The following is a 20,181-nucleotide window of genomic DNA, read 5'->3' on the forward strand; positions in this document are numbered from 1 at the left end:
TCATCGGCACGCGCTCCCCGATATACGCCATCGATCATTGGCACTTTTTGTATGGGTCATTTACTTGAGTCTTGATGCCGCCTTGTCGGCAGCATCGCGATCTGGCCCGTGCCGCATAATGATGCGTTTTGCATCTTCGCTGGAAATCCCGTGCTTCTTCGCGAAGTAGGCAACTTCATAAGGTTCGCTTGCGGAAGCGCGACTGCGGTCAACCTGACCCCGCTTCGATTTGTCGTCTGACATTACTTTCTCCTCTGGTGCGGAGGCGGAACGCACAGAGGAATCCAATGTCCCTGCTGGAAAGGCACTTGCTTGGCCATCCAGCCGAATTCAGTCGGACGGTCGGCAGCCTAGCGCCGGCAAAGGCGCCGCGCAGGCGTTTTTGCCATTGAAACCCTGCTTCTGGCGTTCCTGAACTCGAGCCTTGACACCAGAGCTTCCTGTGTCACCTTGGCCGAAGGGGGAAACGACATGTTGGATATCGGCACGGGATACAATTTCACTCTGATTGAAGGCACTTCGGACGGATGGAACGAGGTTCGGTTCACCGAGCGTGTGGCTGATATCGACGGCCCTCTCCTGAAGCTTGAGTCCGGCCGGATCATCAACGCGCATTCTTCATTGTTCTTTTCGGCGGTCCCCGTGACCATGCTCGCGTCGGCTTCGCCGCCAGAAACGGCTGATGCCGGCACAACAGTCTAACTCGCGCCAATTTCGCCGCTTGTAAAACACGGGCGAAAAGATCTCGCCGCAGAAAATGGACAAGTCGGCCCGCCTCATGCGGCGGCCCTGACGTGACACATGGACGGCTCCAGTGTCACGATCCCGGCAAGCTCAGCAACCGTTCCCACAAGCAACCAAGGCTACCATTCAGGATCATCGAACTTCGCGGCGGCTGAGACCAGAATAGCGATCGGCCGGGCTAGCAACGCCTGTTCGGCCGCCGCCCAGTCCGGCAGGATAAGGATCCCTCCCCTTGCCTTTCCCTCAATCGCAGTGGGCGCCGGCATACAGCCGTCAACGGTGGTCTCTTCACGGAGCTGCGAACGCTCAAGCGCAAGCATCTCGCCCTTGCCGGGCGGGCAACGAGGTTAACTGGTAAAGGGAACAATGTCTGGGGCGTAGCGTTCGAAGCGTGCAAGAGTGTCTTATGAAAGGTTATTCAGATGGGTCGAGGTATTTTACTCTGGCTTCTCGGCATCCCACTGCCGATCGTTATCCTGCTCGTCCTCTTCATGCGGTAGGAGGCCAGAATGTCTCTAAGCGAAAGTAAAGTAACTGACGTTCTCCCGGTCGAGTCTCCCACGTCTGCGCTCGCCTGGGGTCCAATCATCGGCGGCGCCGTTGCTGCGACGGGAATCACACTCATTCTCCTTTTGGTAGGATCGGGAATGGGCTTGACGATGGTGTCGCCGTGGTCTGGCGAAAACAGCTCGGCCGCAACGGTCGGCGTGTCCGCAGCGATCTGGCTCGTTGTTGTTCAGTGGCTATCTGCTGCCCTCGGAGGATATCTTACGGGGCGACTTCGAACGAAGTGGGCTGCGGCTCACACCGACGAAGTTTTCTTTCGTGATACCGCCCACGGCTTTCTCAGTTGGGCTTTGGCAACGCTGTTCGTGGCAGGGTTTCTGGCGTCGTCCTTGACGTCCCTTGCCGGAGCAGGGGCGAGCGCTGTGGGCACTGCTGCCAATACGGCGGGCATCGCAGCGGGGGCCGCTAGCGCGGTTTCGCGTGACGGAACCGACCTTTCAACGTCCTACTTCACCGACGCGCTGCTTCGGCCTCAACAGGTCACCCAGCGGGCGCGTGAAGAGGATGGAGCGGCAAGCGCGGAAATCGCAAGAATTCTGCTGCAGGGAGCGGCGCGGGGCGAGGTGCCAGATAACGACAAAACCTATATCGCCAGCATCGTCGCAGCACGCACCAATCTTTCTGAAGCGGATGCCCGTGCCAGAGTCGACGCAGTTCTGAAGCAGATCGAGGATGCCAAGGTCGCAACTCAAGAAGCCTTGGACAAGACGCGGAAGGCAGCAGCCACCACTGCCCTTGTTGGCGCCCTGTCGCTATTGATTGGAGCCTTCATTTCCTCTGCTGCCGCGGCGTTGGGTGGCAGGCAGCGCGACGAGGAAGAAGACCTGGTCGCCACCCGATATTGACCTTCAATCTCCGTTGGATTCAATTGAGAAAGTGTGCCGCCAGGAACGCTTTCTCGGTACCAGATCGTAAAAGCGCGACTGGTGTCGTCCTGTGAAAAGCTGGACGTTTGCAAACCAATATCGTGTTTCCAACCCGGAGGGATGTGCTGCCGGAGTATCAGCACCGTTTGCTCGCTCGCTCCTGTTGTGTTGGGGTGGATGGCTCCTAACGGCATCGCAATGTGCCAGAATGAGTTCGTTGAAAGCTCAATCGAAGGAAACCGTCCGTGGAAGAGATTATCCGAATTGGCATGGATACGTCAAAGAGCGTTTTCCAATTGCATGGCGTGAACGCAGTCGAGCAACCAGTCCTTCGCAAGAAGCTTTCGCGTAGGGAGATGGTGAAATTCTTCGAGAAAACGCCGCCGACTACCATCGCACTCGAAGCCTGCGGAGGTTCTCATCATTGGGCGAGGCTGTTAGGTTCGTTCGGTCATGAGGTGAAATTGATCGCGCCTCAATTGGCAAAGCCCTATGTAAAACGCGGCAAGAACGACGCGGCGGACGCAGAGGCTTTGTGTGAGGCGATGAGCCGACCCACAATGCGGTTTGTGCCGGTGAAGACTGCGGACCAGCAAGCGGCATTGATGCTGGTCGGTTTGCGAGAGAGACTCATTCGCAATCGAACGCAGCTCGCCAATGCCATCCGCGGCTTTGCCATGGAGTTCGGCATAGCCGCAGCCAAGGGCATGTGCCGCATCGAACCGTTGCTCGAGCGGATTGCGGCTGATCAATCCCTGCCTGCATTGGCCCGCGAGCCTTTTGCCATGCATGGCGTTGAGTATCGCGACTTGCTTGCCGAAACGAAGGCGGTCGAGGAAAAACTGACCGCGTTGCATCGCTCCGATGAATGCAGCAGGCGCCTGGCCCAAATTCCGGGTGTCGGGCCGGTCGGCGCATCGCTTTTGATGATTAAGACCCCAGATCCGCGGCTATTTAGATCTGGTCGAGATTTTGCCGCCTGGATAGGGCTCACACCAAAAGACCATTCGACTGCAGGCAAGGTCAGGCTTGGGGTGATCACCCGTGCCGGTGACGAAATGCTGCGAAGTATATTGGTGGTGGGCGCCACTTCTCTTCTCCAGCACGTCAGAGCAGGTCGAAGCAGGCATGCTTCCCGATGGCTTATCGAGCTCCTGCAACGGAAAAAACCGAAATTGGTGGCCGTGGCGCTGGCCAACAAGATCGCCCGTATTGCTTGGAAGCTCATGGTGAGCGGCGAGACTTACAGGCGTACAGAAGGACAAAGCGCAACAGTTTAATTTAGGAGATTGGCCATCACGGTGAGCAGGGACGTCACCGTGCTGAGCTGATGCTGTGAACTTGCAAGTGAAGAGCAGATGGTGCGATCGATCGATCCAAGACGCGTGACACTCCGTTAATTCCACTGGCCTTTTAAGGTCGTTGCCGTGTTAGGAACGCGCGTTGCGGAAACCATCTTGGCCAGTGGTCATGTGCGACCACACACAAAGGCCGCACATATGGAAGCAAGCGATCCGATCAAAAATATCTGCAGAAAACACTTGCAACAGGGAGCCGTCCACATATGGAATTAGACAGGGAAAGAAAGTCGTGGGCGAGATTATGGGACATGCGGAAAGGCCCGCGGCCAATCAACCGCAGGCCTTGTTGCTTAGTTCGGCAGATGCGTCCATTTGGAGCGGACGTCGGATGCGTTCCTTGAAAGATGAACGTGTGCGTCGACGTGGTCGACCCACTCCAGGGGAATGAGATGGTGATGTTCTCCGTCTGGAGAATCCGACTTCGTAAGTTTGATGCTCTCGCTTCCCTCGAGATAGTCCACCGTTCCGATATGCTGGCCGTCGGCAGATTTGACTTCCATATGGTCTTTGATGTCGCTGGCTGAAATCATGACTATAATCTCCTTGGTTGGACTCAAGTCTCCAACTCGAGATGGTTGAAATGGTTCCGACCCTTGCAGGGGGATGCTCCAGCCTGTTTCATTTGGATACTCGGAAAATTCACCGCAGGTCCGGATCGGTCGCATCGATCAACCAATCTTCAGTTCGCATGATTTTGACCTGTACCGAGAAGCGATCTCCCAGCAGTTGCAGGGAAGCGTCATGCGTATCGTCCGCGCTGCTGCAAACGGCATCCTTCAGCAAGATCACACGGTATCCGAGGTCGATCGCGCCAAGGGCCGCAGCAAGGACGCATATATCCGTCTCGCCTCCACTCAATACAATGGTCCCGACTTCCTCGCTGCCAAGCGCGGAGTGAAGGCGGCCGTCGACCCAGGGAGAATAGAGAAACTTGTCGAATATGCGGGCCGGTGGAACGAGAGAATGCAAGGACGAAACAAGCTCAATCATTTCCGGCGCTAGCCGATCTGTCGTCATCATCGGCCACTTCTCATAGTAGGCCTTCCACATCCCATCCATGGCTTCCGCATTTCGTGGTGGAATGAATCGTGTGAAAATCGTGCGCTGGGGAAAGCGGGAGGCAACCTCGACCACTTCCGGTGAAACAGTCTTCATCCATGGCACCTGCCAGGGTGTGTCTTCTGCAAACATGCGCTGCATATCAATACAAAGATGAACCCACCGCTCCACCCGCATTCCTATTCGCCCCGCTGTGACTTGAGCCAATGCAAGACAGCGCTTTCCTCCTCGTCCATCCACCTGAGCAACCGCTGGCTGGTCGTCTTGCGTCTGAGCACGTCACCCAGTCGGCCAGCGCGAAAATCGCTGAATACGGCAGGATGGATATAAGAGGACCTGCAGACGCCCCTGGTGTCGACCAGCTTGGCGGCGACCAGATCGATCGCCTCGTTCATCTGCGAAACAACGGCCCGCTCTGAGCTTGCGATATCGAGCGGCGCCAACGCCGCGACCGCCAGGCAGGTGGCCCCCCAGGTTCGAAACTGGCGCGACGTGAATTCGTCACCTGCGACCTCCCTGATATAGGCGTTCACGTCCTGGGAGGAAATCTGCCGGCAATCACCATGCTCGCAAATGTACTTGAACAGCTGCTGACCGGGAAGTTCCTGCAGTCGACGGATGACGTTGGCGATCCGGCGGTCTGAATGGGCGAGGTTCCACTCCTTGCCTGACTTGCCCTTGAAGCGAAATCTTACGGTCGCGCCCTCGATCTTGACATGCCGATTGCGCAGGGTCGTCAATCCGTAGGACTTGTTTGTGTCAGCGTAGCTGGCGTTTCCTATGCGGATATAGAGATTGTCGAGCATCCACACGACGGTTGCGAGTGCCTTGTCAATGGTCAGCCCGCGCGCACGCAGGTCCGTATCAACGCGCTCGCGAATATCGGGAAGCCGCATGCCAAAGTCGGCCAGCCTGTCAAATTTTGCGCGTTCGCGCTCGGCCTGCCACTCAGGATGATATCGGTACTGTTTGCGTCCACGCGCATCAATACCAACCGCCTGCAGATGCGATCGAGCATCGGGCGAAATTATGACATCGCGATAAGCGGGTGGAATCGCCAGGCGGTTCAGGCGGGCGATTTCGTCTTTATCGGTCAGGCGGCGCCCGTCCGCGGCGTAGTAGAGAAAGCCGTTCTTGCCGCACTTGCGCGTAATCCCCGCCTCCAGGCTGGAAAGATAAACAAGGCCAGTGGAAAGTTTGGCTTCCGCAACCACCGCGGCGATCGCATTTTTGGAGAGCATCGTTGTCATGGTCACGAAACACCGAACGAGGATCATGGTTCCTTTCGGGAACATCCGCGCAAGCTTTGAGTTTGGGCAGCGCAAACTCGACATTCGGAGGACACGATGGCTACTCAAAAGACACTGGACGATCTCTTCCTGGACACGCTCAAGGATATCTACTACGCGGAAAAGCAGATCCTGAAGACGCTCCCGAAAATGGCGCGTGCTGCCCAGTCACAGGAAGGCAAAGCTGGGTTTCTCCAACATCGCGACGAGACCCAGGGGCAAATCGAGCGCCTAGAGCAGGTATTTGAGATTATTGGCAAGCCTGCCCGTGGCAAGACCTGTGAGGCGATACAAGGTATTATCTCAGAGGGCGAGGAGATCATTGAAGAATTCACGGGGTCTCCAGCATTGGATGCCGGCCTGATTTCCGCCGCGCAGGCCGTCGAGCACTACGAAATCGCCCGCTATGGCACACTGATCGCCTGGGCCAATCAGCTCGGTCTGAGGGATGCCATCCCGTTGCTGAAGCAGACCCTTGCAGAGGAAGAAGCGACCGACAAGAAACTGACACAGCTCGCCGTGGCAGCAGCCAACGCAAAGGCAGCGTAAGTACGGTTAGCTCGGCCGATTTCGTATGTGGCCGAGCTTTCCTCAAAGCTTTGTAAAACAGGGATGAAAGATGCCATATGTTGCATCCCCGAGCTATTGTGACGACGCGCAAGCGCGAGAGGCAAATCTCATCGAGTGTCTCCTACCCGCAAGGCGGTTTCTGGATGAGACGTCACATGCGTCAGAGACCGAAAGGATTGAGAATCTCGTTGCATCCGCCGTTAGCGCCGGGTGGGAAGAGGACGAGGTTCGCAAAGCACTCAACGCCACAAATGCACACTCACGCCAGGCTTCAACCGATACCCAAGAGTTCGCAACAATTGGATTGGTGCCGACGTCGACGAAGATACCGTAAGGTGCTGTCAAAGCGCTCGTAGGGTTTCCAGCAGTCAGCATGTCTCCAGGACCTGGCCTCGTCTCTCCAGCCCTTACGTGGCCGTCATCAAGCGCGGTGAAGGACCAAGCTTCACTGCCAGGAAGGTTAGGACCATGAAGCGATTTTTCTTCAACATCCGAGAGGGCGACGAACTTATCGAGGATCCAGATGGCACTCTTCTTTCGGATCTCACCAGTGCGATTTCGGAAGCGAATGGCGCTGCTCGAGAACTGCTTGCAGCGGAAATCAGAAATGGTCGGTCGGTCGATGGGCGCAGCATCGAGATTGCCGATGAAACACGCACCGTCGTGGCCGTGATAGCGCTGCGCTCGATCGTGGCGGGCCAATGAGCGTCCCAGCTTTGCCTCAAAAATGCGAGACTGCACAATCCGCCGCCAACAGCCCAAGGGACAATCGCCCGGTCAAAGACGATCGTCAAAAGAGCCGTGCTACGCGAAAAAGAGCCTGAGGGAAGTGGCCAATGCCTGCGGATTTTCCTCAGCGACATGGTGGCCGCTGTCTAGCGGATGCCCCTGCACATCGTTTGCCCAGGAGCGCCAAATCTGCAAAGGGTCTCCGAAATGATCCGCGAGATCATCGAAACGTGACCAAAGGCATAGCAACGGGCACTGGATTTTCCGGCCATGGTTTCGATCCTCGACGTCATGTTTCCAGTCGACAGTCAACCCCGCACGGTAGTCCTCGACCATGCCATGGATGACGACCGGATCCGTAAGCGCCGAAACGACGTCGTCATAGGCTTCCTTGCCCATGAGGCCAGGCTTGATCGCGTCATATCAACCCAAAGGATTGGCATTTATCGCTGCCTCCGGCTTGAGTTCTTGAGAAAAGAAGAACCAGTGATACCAATCGCGGGCAAAACGCCAGTCCATGCGCTCCAGGTGGTCGATGATCGGAATGCTATCGATGACCGCTAGCCTTTGCACCGCCAAAGGATGGTCCATCGCGAGCCGAAATGCGAGTAGCTACCCCGATCGTGCCCGGCAACCGAGAATGTGCGGTATCCCAGGATCCGCATCAATTCCAGACAGTCCATAGCCTTTTCTCTTTTAGACGAGGCATGGCTGTCAGGCGAATCCTGCGGTTGGAAGGATCTCCCGAATCCTCGCAGATCGGGGCAGATGATCGTGTAATATGGAGAAAGAAGGTCTGCCACAGTCGCCCAGGTCATGTGAGTGCGCGGATGTCCATGCAACAGCAGCAAGGGTGGACCGGAGCCGCCGTGGCGGACCCGCAGTTGCCCTGGCCCGACGTCGATTGTCTTTAACTCAAAGCCGCAAAACACGTTCGTTTGGCTCCCTCATTGACCACGTCAGCCGTGACATTGACCGCGTAAAGCAGGTCTACTCCAGCTTCCCGAGAATTGCCCCGACCTACGACACGATACGATGCGGATCTGTCTCGCATGTCGGTGGAACCGATGACCGCAATGAGTGTTGCACTTTGGAGCGCGTGCCGTGTCAACCGGACGCGACAGGGATGGTGAACATGCTGATTTTTCCGGTTTCTCACCATGGCCAACGAATTGGCAGGCGAGCACCCTACCTGTCCGGCAGCGCGCTTGCCATAGCATGATCGACGGAGGGTATCCCGTCAGATCGGCGCTAGGCGTTCCCCGGGTTGCTTGCGCGCGTCTCAACTCTCCTGTTTGCCTTTCAATCGTAGCTTTTCCGAGCCTCATTATTGTACGGTACTGGACCCTTTTCCAGGTTTCCGGAACAGATTGGTTGCCCCACCATTTTTCTGCGGAACAATGACGGAGCCCCTCAAGTGGAAACCCAATTAATTGACCTTCTTCCCGCCCTCAATGCGTTTGCCTTGAAACTCGCGAAGAATTCCGAGGATGCCGATGACCTGGTCCAGCAGACCATTACGAAGGCGCTTGCACACCGGAACCATTTCGAGCCCGGCACGAACCTCAAGTCCTGGACCTTCACCATATTGAAAAATGCGTTCCTCAGCCAAACCCGCTCCTCGCAGCGCAGTCCACTTGGAATAGACGAAGACGCGGCATTGTCCGATGTTCCCGTATCATCATCGCAGGAATGGGCAATGCATTACAGGGATGTCGAAAAGGCAATCGACAATCTCTCGCCCCTTTATCGGGAGGCGCTCATGCTGGTCGCGTCTGGCGCTTCCTACGAAGAAACCGCTCACAGATTGCATTGTGAGATCGGCACCGTAAAAAGCCGTGTCGGCCGTGCCCGATCGCGACTATTGAGCTCCCTCGGCGCAGTCAGTTACGACGAAGCACTGGCAATTTGACGAAGGACACAATGCCCACACTGGGGATCAAGACGCTTTGCCTATCGCAGAGGAAACGATCCCGCGAACGGTAGCCTACTTTACTTTCTCGGTCCTGTTGGACTTGTCACGCCCGTTGGTCCGCTGCCGCCGCCACTTGGCGAGGGACTACGGTCGATCGTGGTCGGTGCTACGGCCGGCGGTACGTTTGATGGCGGCTCTTTCATTTGCGCTTTCGTCGAGGCGGTAGCCGCGGGATCCGTCCTAACGGAAGGCGGCCAGACGAGGTAGCTAAGCAGAGCCACCATGAACACTGCCAGGCCGACAATTCCCGCTCCCCAGATAAGCCAACGCCGCGTCGTGTCCTGTCGAATTGCATCCTCGTCTTGATAGCGTCGATCGGTTTCGTACTTTTTGACGTTCTTGTCGTCACCAGTGCTCATGGATGGGTCCTCCTGCGCCCCAACCGCGTTTGCCTGAAATGGTTCCAACTGCCGTTCGAGATGTCTCAATACTACTTTGGCAACAAAACTGCCGGATGGTCCGCACCCGTGTTCTTGAGCAGCCCGGAACCTAAAGAAGCCTCACGTGTTCTCATCTCCAGTCTTCTCCTCAAGGAAATGCCATGCGCCGACCCCCTTCCCGCATCCAGGCCGGTGATTATACGATCCTCGGCGCCACTCCTGACCAGGAAGGTACGAACTTCGCACTCTTCAGCGCTCATGCCGAACGCGTGGAGCTATGCCTTTTTTCCGATGATGGAAGACAAGAAATCGAACGAATTGAGCTTCCCGAGTACACCAACGAGATCTGGCATGGATATATTCCCGGTCTCAAGGCCGGGTCGCTCTACGGCTACCGCGTTGATGGACCGTATGAGCCCGAAAACGGGCATCGGTTCAATGCGAACAAACTGCTGGTTGATCCGTACGCCCGGGAGCTTGTTGGCGAAATCAACTGGGGCCAGGCCCAGTTTGCCTATCAGATGGAGGACCCTGAAAAGGACCTGGCATTCGATGACACCGACAGCGCGGCGGACATGCCGAAATGCCGCGTCGTTGATGCGAAAGCCTATGACTGGAAGGGGGATGCCAAGCCTTCGATCCCGTGGTCATCGACCATCTTCTATGAGTGTCATGTCAAAGGGTTTACGCAATTGCACCCGGCAGTCCCCCGCAATCTTCGGGGAACCTTTGAGGGCCTCGCGGACAAGGACATTATCGCCTACGTCAAGAGCCTTGGCATTACCTCCATCGAACTCTTGCCAATTCACTGGTTTCCCGACGATGCGCATCTCCTCGATAAGGGTTTGAGGAATTTCTGGGGCTACAACACCCTTGGTTTTTTTGCACCGGCCTCGCGCTACTACGGCCCTGACGCCATGGCCGGCTTTCGCGACATGGTCAGGGCCTTCCATGACGCCGGCATCGAGGTGATCCTGGATGTCGTGTACAATCATACAGCCGAGGGCAATGAGCTTGGCCCCACGCTCTCGTTCAAGGGGATCGACAATTTCTCTTATTATCGGACGTTGCCGGGCGAGCCTCGCTACTACATCAACGATACCGGTACCGGAAACACGATCAACACGTCGCATCCCCGAGTGCTGCAAATGGTGACGGACTCCCTTCGCTACTGGGCTGAGACCATGCACATCGACGGGTTCCGCTTTGATCTCGGCACCATTTTAGGACGCGAGCCGAAAGGCTTCGACCAGCGTAGCGGGTTCTTCGATGCAATCGGCCAGGACCCGGTGCTTTCAAAGGTGAAACTCGTGGGCGAGCCATGGGACATAGGACCAGGTGGTTATCAAGTCGGTGGCTTTCCACCCGGATGGGCTGAATGGAACGATAAATATCGAGATACGCTTCGCAGTTACTGGCGGGACGAAGACGGGATGACGCAAGACTTCGCCGCCCGTGTGCTCGGTTCCGGCGATATCTACGATCTGCGCGGGCGCAGGCCATGGGCTGGCATCAACTTCATCACGGCGCATGATGGCTTCACGCTCAACGACCTCGTCTCCTATAATGAAAAGCATAATGAAGCGAACGGCGAAGACAACCAGGACGGCCACAACGACAATCAAAGTTTCAATTATGGCGTGGAAGGTCCAACAGGTGATGAAGCGATCAACATGGTGCGCGATCGGCAGAAACGAAACTTTCTGACGACGCTGTTCTTGTCCCATGGGACGCCCATGCTGCTGGCTGGTGATGAGTTCGGCCGGAGCCAGATGGGCAACAATAATGGCTACTGCCAGGATAGCGAGGTGAGCTGGGTGCCCTGGGATAACCTTCCAGCCAGTGCCGAGGAACTACGGGAATTTTCGACGCGGCTGATCAAGCTGCGCCGTCAGCACCCGATCTTCAGGCGCGAGAACTGGCGCGACGGCATGGCTGTCACCTGGTTCAATCCAGTCGGCGGAGTACAGACCGAGGAACATTGGTCCGATCCTGGAAGCACGACCATTGGCCTGAGGCTATCGCAATCCGATTGTTCCGACGAAGGATGGAATGACGTCCTTCTTCTGTTCAATCCTCACGACGGTGACGTGGACTTCAAGCTTCCCGCGGATAAGGATGACTGGATAACAGTCCTGACAACAACCAATCCCGATGCCCGTGAAGAAACGATTGAAGCCGACGAATACCGCCTCTCCCCGCGAAGCGTCGTTGTTTTGAGATCCGGCACCCCCGCGTGATGCGAGAAGTCGGCGCAGAAAGACAGAACGCTAAACTAACCGTTTTTGGCCAAGTGGCTATTGCCGAAATCGATCGGGGCGTCGCCGTGTACCCTTTTTCAGCGCTGCAAGGTTTCGTCGCTCTTCGAGAAAATAGTCGAGATACCCGACCAAGGCGTAGGTGAGGTATCGAGCGCTCGCAACGAGCACTATTATCAATGTGGTGACGATAGCAAACGTCATCGTGATCTCCTATGCGGATGACAAAACCACCAGCGTTGCCGAAGGTTTCCGGCAATCGTCACTGTTTCTTGATGTCGCGGGAATCTTGCTATTTCAGTCGTGGCCCGCCGGTTCAGACAAATCACTCATCGGCCGTCTTTCCCAGCGTATCTGCAACATAGGCACCGCGGGCTCCCATAGGCAACGCGGCGCCGGTCGTCGTATCCCTTGCGGTTTGATGCTCCAGTTCTGCATTCAATTCGCCGCCTACGATCAATATGACAAACGACAGCCAGGTCCAGACAAGGAAACCCATCAGCGCCCCCAAAGTACCATAGGTTGCGTTGTAGTTGGCGAAATGGTCGAGATAGAACGAGAAGCCGGTTGACATTAAAAACCAGGCCAGCGTCACGAGAGCGGCCCCCCAGGTCATCCACCGAAGCTTTGCCGGTTCGCGACTTGGTCCGAACCGGTATACGGCAGTTGTTGCGATCGCCGCAATCAGGAGGAGGAAAGGCCAGCGCAGCAAAAGGACCAGATTTTCCTTGAATTGATCGAGCCACAGATAGGACAACAAGACGGGCATCACCGCGACCAGTCCAATCATCAAGGTTGCAGCAAGCATTGCGCAAAGCGTGAAACAGAGACCAAGCACGTTCAGCCTGATCAGACCGCGCTTTTCCGTTTCCTCATAAGCGATATTCATTGCGTCGAAAATGGCAAGCGTAGCGCTGTGAGTGCTCCATACCGCGACTGCCAGGCCGACAAAGAATGTCAGCCCCAGCGTGCTGCTTCTCGCTTCAACGAGGCTCCTGATCCGATCGGCGATGAGGTCGAACGCGCCTGGCGGCAACAATGCCGAGAGTTCGCGCAAGTGATCAGCCATTGTCGCCGGGTCTGCAACCAAACCATAGATGGCAACAAGGGCGGCGAGCGCGGGAAAAAGCGCCAGGAGGAGATAGAAGGTCACGCCGGCCGCGATGAGTGCCACGCGGTCATCAAGAACCTCATGAACCACGCGCCAAAAGACGTCGCGGAGGCCTTTCATTGGTATGGCCTCTGGAACCTTGGCGTGTCTACCCCTCCCATGATCTTCTGCAGCGGTTTGTACGGCGCCGTTCGCCGCGCTTCGCGTCGTAGTGAGCAGGCCGAAAAGAGCCATCGACAGAATGAGCAGTGTCGTTGTGCTTGAAGATTTCATGGCAGACGCCTCGGGGCCTTTGCGAGTATTGCCACTCGATAACGCACTTACCCGGAAAAGGATGCAGTGAACCGGAAAGTCGAGGCCCGACACTTCATAGGCACTGCCGCCGCAAGTGCCAGTTAGAGGGCGGAACAAAAGATCGCCTCCATTGTTTGGATTCGCGCAACCAAGAAGTGAGTGGACCAACTCACAGAAATCGACTTTATGGAGAGGAAATGGTTTACGGGCCGGCCGCATCTCGGCAGGGACCGGACACTATCTAGAGTCGAAAGGCAAGAATGACTCGTGAGGGAAATCGTGGCCAATAAGGACCTAAATAACCATGGCTTTCCGCTCAACCTGTTCGCCGGCAAAAGAATCTTGGTCGTTGAAGTGGATTACTTTGTGGCGGACGAAGCTCGGCGGCTCCTGGAGGCAGCTGGCGCGAGGATCACGGGGGCGAGCGTCCCGTTTGCTATCAACATGATTGACCCTGAGGCAACCGACGCCGCCATCCTTGATATCAGGTTGGACGTGGAAGCAGCTTTTCTGATTGCGGATCGGTTGTACAGCTTCAGAATTCCATTCGTGTTTGCGACCTCACACGTTGACACCAGCGTTAAGGATAGCTTCGGCGGTTTTCACCTTTGCGAAGACGTCCATGCATTGGGTGATATTGCGCTCGCTCTATTTTCCACAAAGCACCATTAAGCCCCGGACGAGACCCACTCTCGCGGATGATCGGAACTTTTAGGGCACGAACCTGTTTCACCTGATCCGTCGTCTTCCAAGGCACTCGTCATCGCGCACTTAAGGCGGGATGGCGCCGGAGGCTCCGTCATGACTGGAAACCGCAGCAGTAACAGGCTTATTAACAGCCTTTCCGATCACGACTATGATCTGATCTCGACGGGCCTCGAGGAAGTCGATCTTCCCCAAGGCTTCCACCTCGCCACGGCCGGGCAGTCATTCAACCATGTCTATTTTCCCTGCAATGGCATTGCTTCGGTCATTGCAGTGTCTCCCAAGGGCCGGCGGGCAGAGGCAGGAATGGTGGGGCGGGAAGGGTTTACGCCCATAGGAGGGCTTGTAAGGCCAAGTGAGGGCCCATTCGATATTGTCATCCAGGTCGCGGGGCATGGCCTGCGGCTGAAGCTCACGGCGTTGCACGGTCCTGTCAACAGCAGTCCGGCGCTGAGGGACCTTTTGCTTCGTTATCTCGTGGCGTTCAACCATCAAGTTGCTTTTACCGCACTTTCCAATGCATCCCATACGATCGATGTTCGGCTGGCGCGATGGATATTGATGTCGCAGGATCGGATGCAAAGCTCCCAGATCGCCCTGACGCACGACTATCTTTCTCTGATGCTCGCCGTACGAAGGCCCTCGGTCACAATTGCGCTGCACATGTTGGAAGGGCAACGTCTTATTCGATCAGAGCGCGCTTTGGTTGTGGTGCGGGATAGAAGCGGTCTTGAAGACTATGCAGGGGACGCATATGGCGCTCCCGAGCGAGAGTACCGTCGATTGATGGACATAGACCAGGTCAAAACCACACCAAGGGTCGGTGCTGTGGCGCCGCTGATCTAGAGTACGAAATGACGGGCAGCGGTGCATGTAGATCGCACGCGATTGCCATTCCTTTCATCACCTGCAACAGCGCCAACGCCCCTGGCAATTCGGATATAGGTCTGCTTAAATCCACTGTGTCCGTCATTCTTTAAAAACAAGAATTCTACTGTCGAATCCGGTCATAGCGGGTGGCATGCCTGAGGGCCGCACGTGCGATGGCGGCAGAGACCTGTTCTTCGCTTAATGGCTTCATGATCACTTCACTGGATCCAGGCCGGCTCTCAGACCTTCCGGCCCCGGTTACATAGATGACCTCCAGTCGGAACATGTCGATGAGCTTGCGCCCCATAGACGCTCTGGTCGGTCCGTCGGCAAGTTTGAGGGCGACTAGAGCAATGTCTGCGGTGGCTGCGTAGGCGAGAGCCTGCTCCATTCTCTGCAGCGGACCGACGCTTCGATGCCGCGCCGCCTCGACAATGGACTGGAGGTCCTTGGCAAGGACGTAATCGTCTTCAACGATCATGATGCTCATCTTTTTCATTCCTCCCCAACCATATGTAGATCACTGGTCACTTCGCGTCAGCGGTCGACACCGTAGACGTGCCGCAAAAGCGCTGGAGGGCTGTATTCATTAAGCAGACTGCCCCTTTCAATCGTTAGGCCTGGCGCGCCTTTCAATCACCAATAGGGAACTTTGCATGTCCTTTCCCGGTTAGCACATCAGGCGGAGGCGCCAGACTGGTGCGATCATTCCTGCCGGACGGAAAGGAAAGGCCATGGTTTCGCCAGCTCAGTCCTCGGTGACAAACAAGCTGCTGAACATCCTGCCTGAAAGCGACTACGGCCAAATTGCGCAAGATCTTGAATTCCTCAAGCTTTCGCGGGGTACTGTCGTTGCCCATGCAGGGCAGCCCATCGATTACATCTATTTTCTCACGTCAGGTATCGGATCGATTATCGCGTCGACGCCCGAGGGCAACCGGGCCGAAGCAGGAATATTCGGCTCCGATGGCTATGTTCCAACCTCTGCCGTGGCGAGTACGGAAAACAGCCCCCACGAAGTGGTGATACTTCTCGATTCGGAGGCCTATCGCATGGATTATGGGCGTTTTCGCGGATGGATGGACCAAAACCGGAATTTTTCCAAAGTGATGATCCGTTCGATTGAGGCCTTCTCGGTCCAACTGACCTACACCGCCATTTCAAACGCAATCCACGACGTTACCGAGCGACTGGCACGCTGGATTCTAATGTGCCATGACCGTGTGCCGGGCGATGAAATCGGGCTTACGCATGAATTTATCTCCCTGATGCTCTCGGTTCGAAGGCCGAGTGTCACGACCTCATTACACATCCTCGAGGGTAACGGCTTCATCAAGTCGGAGCGGAGCAATATTATCATGCGCAACCGACCTGCAATGGAGGAGTTCGCCCGCGACGCCTATGGCAAGCCGGAAGAGGAATATCGACGGTTGATGAAAAACCTGTTCTGAACGGAGAGCAAAGACGCAAGCGCCTGATCAGAGATCGCCGATCAGGCGTCGGTATTCTTCTTCCGGCTTGCCGTAGGCATTTCCTGCAAACTCTTCCATTCCACGCCTGTCACGGATCATGATCCGTCCGCGCTCGGATCGGATAAACCTTTTGCCCTCGAGTACATGGAGCGCAGTTGTCACGCTCGGTCGCCTAACAGAGAGCATCAAAGAGATAAAGTCGTGGGTCAGGGCGATTTCATCACCGTCAACCCGGTCATGCGACATGAGTAGCCAGCGCGCCAATCGCACGTCAATCTGGTAATTTGCGTTCGACAGGGCAGTGAAGGAGATCTGCGATGCGAACGTCTGGATAAAGCGCGCCAGAAGATTGGCGAAAGCAGGATATTGAGAAATCGCCTGCAGCGCCGCATCTAATGTCATTCTATATCCGTATCCTTCTACCTGCATCAATACCTCGTGGACGCTGATCGTGCCACCGACGCCTGCCGACGTCGGCGAAAAGCCCTCGCGTCCAAACATCCCCGCTTCAGCTCTTTGGCGGCCTGAGGACACTGTAATGACGGAGCCGATCCCCCTGCAGAGGAAGTAGACGTGCTCGATGAGAGTCTCGGCCTTAACAATGACGAAGCCCTGGGGAAGATGAACTGCCTCAAGTGATGGCACAATGGCGCGGAACTCCTCATCAGGAAGGCGGGCCAGGAGCCGATTTTGCATGGTGGATCGATCAGCGACGGACATTGGACTCAGAATGAGAGGGAACACGAACGACAGGATCGTCGCTGCACGATTCAGCTTCACCTGCGCATTGCCGGCTGTATAACATCCTGTTGTTGCCTATGTTTTTGCGTACGCTGGCAGACCGTCGAGATGCAGGTGCCCGGTCAGATAGGCACGCCTGGGCGCCCGTCCTTGGTTTTGAGCCGGCTTGCGCAAGAGCACTTGCCGAGCGATGCCCTGCGACAAAAAACACATAGGCTGTGAAGCATCTCACCAAATCCAGTTTGCATCGGAGCGCGCGCATCGTCTTCCGACGCAATTCTCCTGGCGTGCCAAAGGGAACAACCTTCAAGATTGGAGGTTGTCTCAGTCGAGCACGGAGGAAAAACCGATGAAAGTACGAGAGGTGATGACCACAAAAATCGTCACGGCTGGTCCTGGCGCTCGAATTCGCCGTGTCGCGCAGCTGATGTCGGAAGTGGATACCGGGATAATCCCGATCATTGACGGAGACGCCATTGGTGTCGTGACCGACCGAGACATCGTCATACGAGCCGTGGCCGAGGGAATATCCTGTGATCAACCCGTTTCCAGTATCATGACGTCTGGAATAGAGGGCTGTCTAGAGGAGGACGATCTCCTGGAAGCGGCCGCACGGATGTCGGAGCTTCAGATGCGTCGGCTTGTCGTGTTCGATGCAGCCGGAACCGTTTCCGGGATCCTCTCCCTTGGCGACATCGCAGTCCGACAGGAGGAAATGGCCGGTGTCGCATTGGAGGAAATATCTGATGACACTCAACGGCGGGACTAAGGCCCGAGTTTCAGAAAGCGGCTCTTCCGCGGGCCGTTTCCGGGAAAGTTACAGGGGAGTTCAATGCAGGGTTCAACGAACAGAGACGGTTGGTCGCCAGCCGACGAAGAGGACCTTAAGACGGCAAATCCTCCCTCGCGGGCTCGGTTTGAAAAGACGGGACGCGAACAAGCTCTCCTCTTTGCTCAGGAGGAAATTACGCGGTTGCGGCTCGAGATCGACGAGATCGCACATGCCGTCGACAAGATGGCGACAACGGTTTCGACGCCCGACAGTCGAGTGATCCGGCTCGCCCCCCTGATCCTTTTGACCACGCTCGCAGCCCTTTGTTCCAGGAACAGATAGAGTCAGCCGGCCGGGCCAACGAGAATTGATCTTTGCCAATCTGTGATCGGTAATCGTCGCAGCATGTCCGAACGAAACACATGAATTCTGTTGGTTGCCAGGCACAGCCGAAATCGCGAAGCGAAACCTGCAATTCACTTTTTTCTAAGAGTTGGCTGTCAAACAGAGATCGCGCGATTTGTCTGGCGTTCGCGCCCAAAGGTGTTTCTATGACGCTCAAGCCCGCTCTTATCGGTGTCTGGTTATTGGCTGGTGTCTTGTCGATACTCGTCGCTATCAATCCATTTGGGCGTCATGACATTGACGCGTCCACAACCGCGTCAATTCCCGACCGGTAGATCGGTTGACGCCGGACTGAGCGACGCGTTTGTCCTGGTGAGCGACTATCAATGGCGGCCCGACTGCACGGTCGACCCTTGGGGAGTTTTTGCCTGCTGGAGGGCTTCCTTCAGCTGGGCCTGCGAGAAGGGTTTGGTCAGTCTGATCAGTTCAGTTAGCTCCTGATCGTCGGGCAACTCAGCATAGCCGGATGCCAGTATGATCGGAAGCGACGAGAAGGAGTCGAGTATAATTCGGGAAAGCTCGGCTCCGGTCATACCGGGCATGGAATGATCAGTAATCACAATATCAAAACGCTTTTCTTCCCCAAGAAGCTGCAAGGCCTGCGATGCCGAGGTCACTTCAACGGCGATGTGACCGAGGTCCTCCAGCATCGCCACGGTTCCCATACTGACCAATGGATCGTCGTCCACCACAAGGACAGTAAGCTCTCCTGACAGCGGCGGGGCATCGGAGGCACCGTCAACACGCCCACCCGCAACCGGATCGCTCGACGTGTCGGCAACCGGCAACCAGACACTCACGGATGTCCCAGCCCCCGGCCTGCTTGCCAGCTCGAGCGCCCCGCCGGATTGGGCAGCCAGACCCTGGACCATCGATAGTCCGAGACCGGTGCCTTTTCCTGGCCCCTTCGTCGTGAAAAACGGCTCAGTTGCCCGCGCAAGCGTTGGTTCGTCCATTCCGGGGCCATCGTCCGTGACGCGGATACGCACGTAGCGACCATCGCTTAGTGATCCCGGGTGATCGGCAGCATCTACCTGGAGGATGATGGTGCCCGCCCCATCCATCGCGTCGCGCGCATTGACGAAAAGGTTCAAAAGAGCAAGTTCGAGCTGATTGGCATCGACAAGTATGCTCGGCAGCTCCGGGGCGACGTCTAGTTTGATGTCGATGCCCTGGCCCACGGCCTTGACGAGGAGATCTTCAATGTTGGCAAACAGCTGTTCAAAATCGACAGTGGTCGGCTTCAACTCCTGACGCCTGGCAAAGGCAAGCAGGCGCTGGGTCAGGGCCGAACCGCGTTCGGCAGCCTGAATGGCATTGCCGAGCAGTCGCTCGCTGCGATTGTCCTCGGGCAAGCGCTTCTTCAAGAGGCTCAGACTTCCAAGGATTGCCATCAGAAGGTTGTTGAAATCATGCGCCACACCGCCGGTCAGCTGACCGATCGTGTCGATCTTCTGAGCTTCGAACAATTGCGCGAGAGCCTCCTCACGCTCGCGTGTCCTTTGTTCGATGCGGTGTTCCAGCTCCTCATTCAACCGGCGCAGTTGCTCCGATGAGGCCTCGAGTTCGGCGGTGCGCTGGCTGACCCTTTGTTCCAACTCGCTGTTCAGCCTCTCGAGCTCCTTGGTCTTGCGATAAAGGTCGGTGAAGACCCGCACCTTGGCCCGCAGGACGTCGGGCACGATTGGAACGGAGACGTAGTCGACAGCACCTGCAGCGTATCCTCGCAGCCGATCAGGCTCGGTCATCATGACCGCCGAAACAAAAATGATCGCAGTGTTCTGGTAACGCGGATGTTCGCGGATCATGCTGACAAGCTCGAAGCCGTCCTGTTCGGGCATGCACACATCGGCGAGAATGACCGCTATCTCGTTGCGAAGAAGATGTTCAAGTGCCTCCCTGGCGGACTGAGCTTTGATCAGGTTTTCACCGAGATCCTTGAGGATGACCTCATAGCTCAAGAGCTTCGCCGGTTGATCGTCCACGAGAAGGATGTTCAATCGTTCCAATCCC

General features: G+C 56.4%; 22 protein-coding genes and 1 pseudogene. 12 read left to right on the forward strand and 11 right to left on the reverse strand.

Annotated features, from left to right (window positions below; all coding sequences use genetic code 11):
* Positions 1-60 precede the first annotated feature (60 nt).
* Positions 61-243, reverse strand: a complete 183-nt coding sequence (locus IB248_RS26230; protein WP_029792717.1) for a DUF3606 domain-containing protein — start codon at positions 241-243, stop codon at positions 61-63.
* A 228-nt stretch (positions 244-471) separates the two neighbouring features.
* Here IB248_RS26230 and IB248_RS26235 point away from each other — a divergent pair, with 228 nt between their 5' ends.
* The 3 genes from IB248_RS26235 to IB248_RS26245 all read left to right on the forward strand — a co-directional run bounded on the left by IB248_RS26235 (position 472) and on the right by IB248_RS26245 (position 3,457).
* Positions 472-702, forward strand: coding sequence for a hypothetical protein (locus tag IB248_RS26235; RefSeq protein WP_029792718.1), 231 nt, complete (start codon positions 472-474; stop codon positions 700-702).
* A gap of 551 nt (positions 703-1,253) precedes the next feature.
* Positions 1,254-2,156, forward strand: coding sequence for a membrane protein (locus tag IB248_RS26240; RefSeq protein ID WP_029792720.1), 903 nt, complete (start codon positions 1,254-1,256; stop codon positions 2,154-2,156).
* A gap of 266 nt (positions 2,157-2,422) precedes the next feature.
* Positions 2,423-3,457 carry an IS110 family transposase gene (locus IB248_RS26245; protein WP_029792721.1) on the forward strand — a complete coding sequence of 345 codons (1,035 nt, stop codon included), beginning with the start codon at positions 2,423-2,425 and terminating at the stop codon, positions 3,455-3,457.
* A 371-nt stretch (positions 3,458-3,828) separates the two neighbouring features.
* Here IB248_RS26245 and IB248_RS26250 read toward each other — a convergent pair whose 3' ends face one another.
* The 3 genes from IB248_RS26250 to IB248_RS26260 form a co-directional block, all read right to left on the reverse strand.
* Positions 3,829-4,068 carry a DUF2171 domain-containing protein gene (locus IB248_RS26250; protein ID WP_029792723.1) on the reverse strand — a complete coding sequence of 80 codons (240 nt, stop codon included), beginning with the start codon at positions 4,066-4,068 and terminating at the stop codon, positions 3,829-3,831.
* Between the two features lie 109 nt (positions 4,069-4,177).
* A complete protein-coding gene (locus tag IB248_RS26255; protein WP_029792724.1) occupies positions 4,178-4,774 on the reverse strand; it encodes a cysteine hydrolase in 597 nt (198 codons plus the stop codon).
* Between the two features lie 2 nt (positions 4,775-4,776).
* A complete protein-coding gene (locus IB248_RS26260) occupies positions 4,777-5,847 on the reverse strand; it encodes a DNA topoisomerase IB (protein ID WP_192241894.1) in 1,071 nt (356 codons plus the stop codon).
* Positions 5,848-5,943: 96 nt separating this feature from the next.
* Here IB248_RS26260 and IB248_RS26265 point away from each other — a divergent pair, with 96 nt between their 5' ends.
* Both IB248_RS26265 and IB248_RS26270 read left to right on the forward strand, forming a co-directional pair.
* On the forward strand, positions 5,944-6,435 hold the full coding sequence (locus tag IB248_RS26265) for a ferritin-like domain-containing protein (RefSeq protein ID WP_169683793.1): 492 nt from the start codon (positions 5,944-5,946) through the stop codon (positions 6,433-6,435).
* A 489-nt stretch (positions 6,436-6,924) separates the two neighbouring features.
* Complete coding sequence (locus IB248_RS26270) at positions 6,925-7,161, forward strand: hypothetical protein (protein WP_169683794.1); 237 nt, start codon at positions 6,925-6,927, stop codon at positions 7,159-7,161.
* A 99-nt stretch (positions 7,162-7,260) separates the two neighbouring features.
* On the opposite strand, the pseudogene IB248_RS26275 reads toward IB248_RS26270, so the two are convergent.
* A pseudogene (locus tag IB248_RS26275) lies at positions 7,261-8,117 on the reverse strand (alpha/beta hydrolase).
* A 485-nt stretch (positions 8,118-8,602) separates the two neighbouring features.
* On the opposite strand from IB248_RS26275, the gene IB248_RS26280 reads away from it, so the two are divergent.
* Positions 8,603-9,097: a sigma-70 family RNA polymerase sigma factor gene (locus IB248_RS26280; RefSeq protein WP_169683795.1), complete on the forward strand. Its 495-nt coding sequence runs from the start codon at positions 8,603-8,605 to the stop codon at positions 9,095-9,097.
* A gap of 80 nt (positions 9,098-9,177) precedes the next feature.
* On the opposite strand, the gene IB248_RS26285 is transcribed toward IB248_RS26280, so the two are convergent.
* Positions 9,178-9,519 carry a hypothetical protein gene (locus tag IB248_RS26285; protein ID WP_169683796.1) on the reverse strand — a complete coding sequence of 114 codons (342 nt, stop codon included), beginning with the start codon at positions 9,517-9,519 and terminating at the stop codon, positions 9,178-9,180.
* A 182-nt stretch (positions 9,520-9,701) separates the two neighbouring features.
* On the opposite strand from IB248_RS26285, the gene glgX reads away from it, so the two are divergent.
* The gene (glgX, locus tag IB248_RS26290) at positions 9,702-11,780 is read left to right on the forward strand and encodes a glycogen debranching protein GlgX (protein WP_169683797.1); all 2,079 of its coding nucleotides are present in this window, start codon (positions 9,702-9,704) and stop codon (positions 11,778-11,780) included.
* Positions 11,781-11,837: 57 nt separating this feature from the next.
* Here glgX and IB248_RS26295 read toward each other — a convergent pair whose 3' ends face one another.
* Together IB248_RS26295 and IB248_RS26300 are read right to left on the reverse strand one after the other, a co-directional pair.
* Complete coding sequence (locus IB248_RS26295) at positions 11,838-12,002, reverse strand: hypothetical protein (RefSeq protein WP_169683798.1); 165 nt, start codon at positions 12,000-12,002, stop codon at positions 11,838-11,840.
* Between the two features lie 121 nt (positions 12,003-12,123).
* Positions 12,124-13,182 carry a YihY/virulence factor BrkB family protein gene (locus IB248_RS26300; RefSeq protein ID WP_169683799.1) on the reverse strand — a complete coding sequence of 353 codons (1,059 nt, stop codon included), beginning with the start codon at positions 13,180-13,182 and terminating at the stop codon, positions 12,124-12,126.
* Positions 13,183-13,482: 300 nt separating this feature from the next.
* Between IB248_RS26300 and IB248_RS26305 the strand changes: the two genes are divergently transcribed.
* Both IB248_RS26305 and IB248_RS26310 read left to right on the forward strand, forming a co-directional pair.
* A complete protein-coding gene (locus IB248_RS26305; RefSeq protein ID WP_049809245.1) occupies positions 13,483-13,875 on the forward strand; it encodes a transcriptional regulator in 393 nt (130 codons plus the stop codon).
* A gap of 129 nt (positions 13,876-14,004) precedes the next feature.
* Positions 14,005-14,754 carry a Crp/Fnr family transcriptional regulator gene (locus IB248_RS26310; protein ID WP_029792573.1) on the forward strand — a complete coding sequence of 250 codons (750 nt, stop codon included), beginning with the start codon at positions 14,005-14,007 and terminating at the stop codon, positions 14,752-14,754.
* A gap of 145 nt (positions 14,755-14,899) precedes the next feature.
* Here the strand turns inward: IB248_RS26310 and IB248_RS26315 are convergent, their stop codons facing one another.
* On the reverse strand, positions 14,900-15,268 hold the full coding sequence (locus tag IB248_RS26315) for a response regulator (protein WP_029792574.1): 369 nt from the start codon (positions 15,266-15,268) through the stop codon (positions 14,900-14,902).
* A gap of 244 nt (positions 15,269-15,512) precedes the next feature.
* Between IB248_RS26315 and IB248_RS26320 the strand changes: the two genes are divergently transcribed.
* Positions 15,513-16,229 (forward strand): Crp/Fnr family transcriptional regulator, encoded by a 717-nt coding sequence (locus IB248_RS26320; protein WP_029792577.1) that lies wholly within the window; start codon positions 15,513-15,515, stop codon positions 16,227-16,229.
* A gap of 27 nt (positions 16,230-16,256) precedes the next feature.
* On the opposite strand, the gene IB248_RS26325 is transcribed toward IB248_RS26320, so the two are convergent.
* A complete protein-coding gene (locus tag IB248_RS26325; protein ID WP_029792578.1) occupies positions 16,257-16,970 on the reverse strand; it encodes a Crp/Fnr family transcriptional regulator in 714 nt (237 codons plus the stop codon).
* A 370-nt stretch (positions 16,971-17,340) separates the two neighbouring features.
* On the opposite strand from IB248_RS26325, the gene IB248_RS26330 reads away from it, so the two are divergent.
* On the forward strand, positions 17,341-17,760 hold the full coding sequence (locus IB248_RS26330) for a CBS domain-containing protein (protein WP_029792580.1): 420 nt from the start codon (positions 17,341-17,343) through the stop codon (positions 17,758-17,760).
* Between the two features lie 63 nt (positions 17,761-17,823).
* Positions 17,824-18,105 carry a hypothetical protein gene (locus IB248_RS26335; protein WP_029792581.1) on the forward strand — a complete coding sequence of 94 codons (282 nt, stop codon included), beginning with the start codon at positions 17,824-17,826 and terminating at the stop codon, positions 18,103-18,105.
* A 386-nt stretch (positions 18,106-18,491) separates the two neighbouring features.
* Here IB248_RS26335 and IB248_RS26340 read toward each other — a convergent pair whose 3' ends face one another.
* On the reverse strand, positions 18,492-20,177 hold the full coding sequence (locus IB248_RS26340) for a response regulator (RefSeq protein WP_029792582.1): 1,686 nt from the start codon (positions 20,175-20,177) through the stop codon (positions 18,492-18,494).
* Positions 20,178-20,181: the final 4 nt, after the last annotated feature.

The sequence above is a fragment of the Rhizobium sp. RHZ01 genome (genome assembly GCF_014851595.1).
Classification (GTDB): domain Bacteria; phylum Pseudomonadota; class Alphaproteobacteria; order Rhizobiales; family Rhizobiaceae; genus Rhizobium; species Rhizobium altiplani.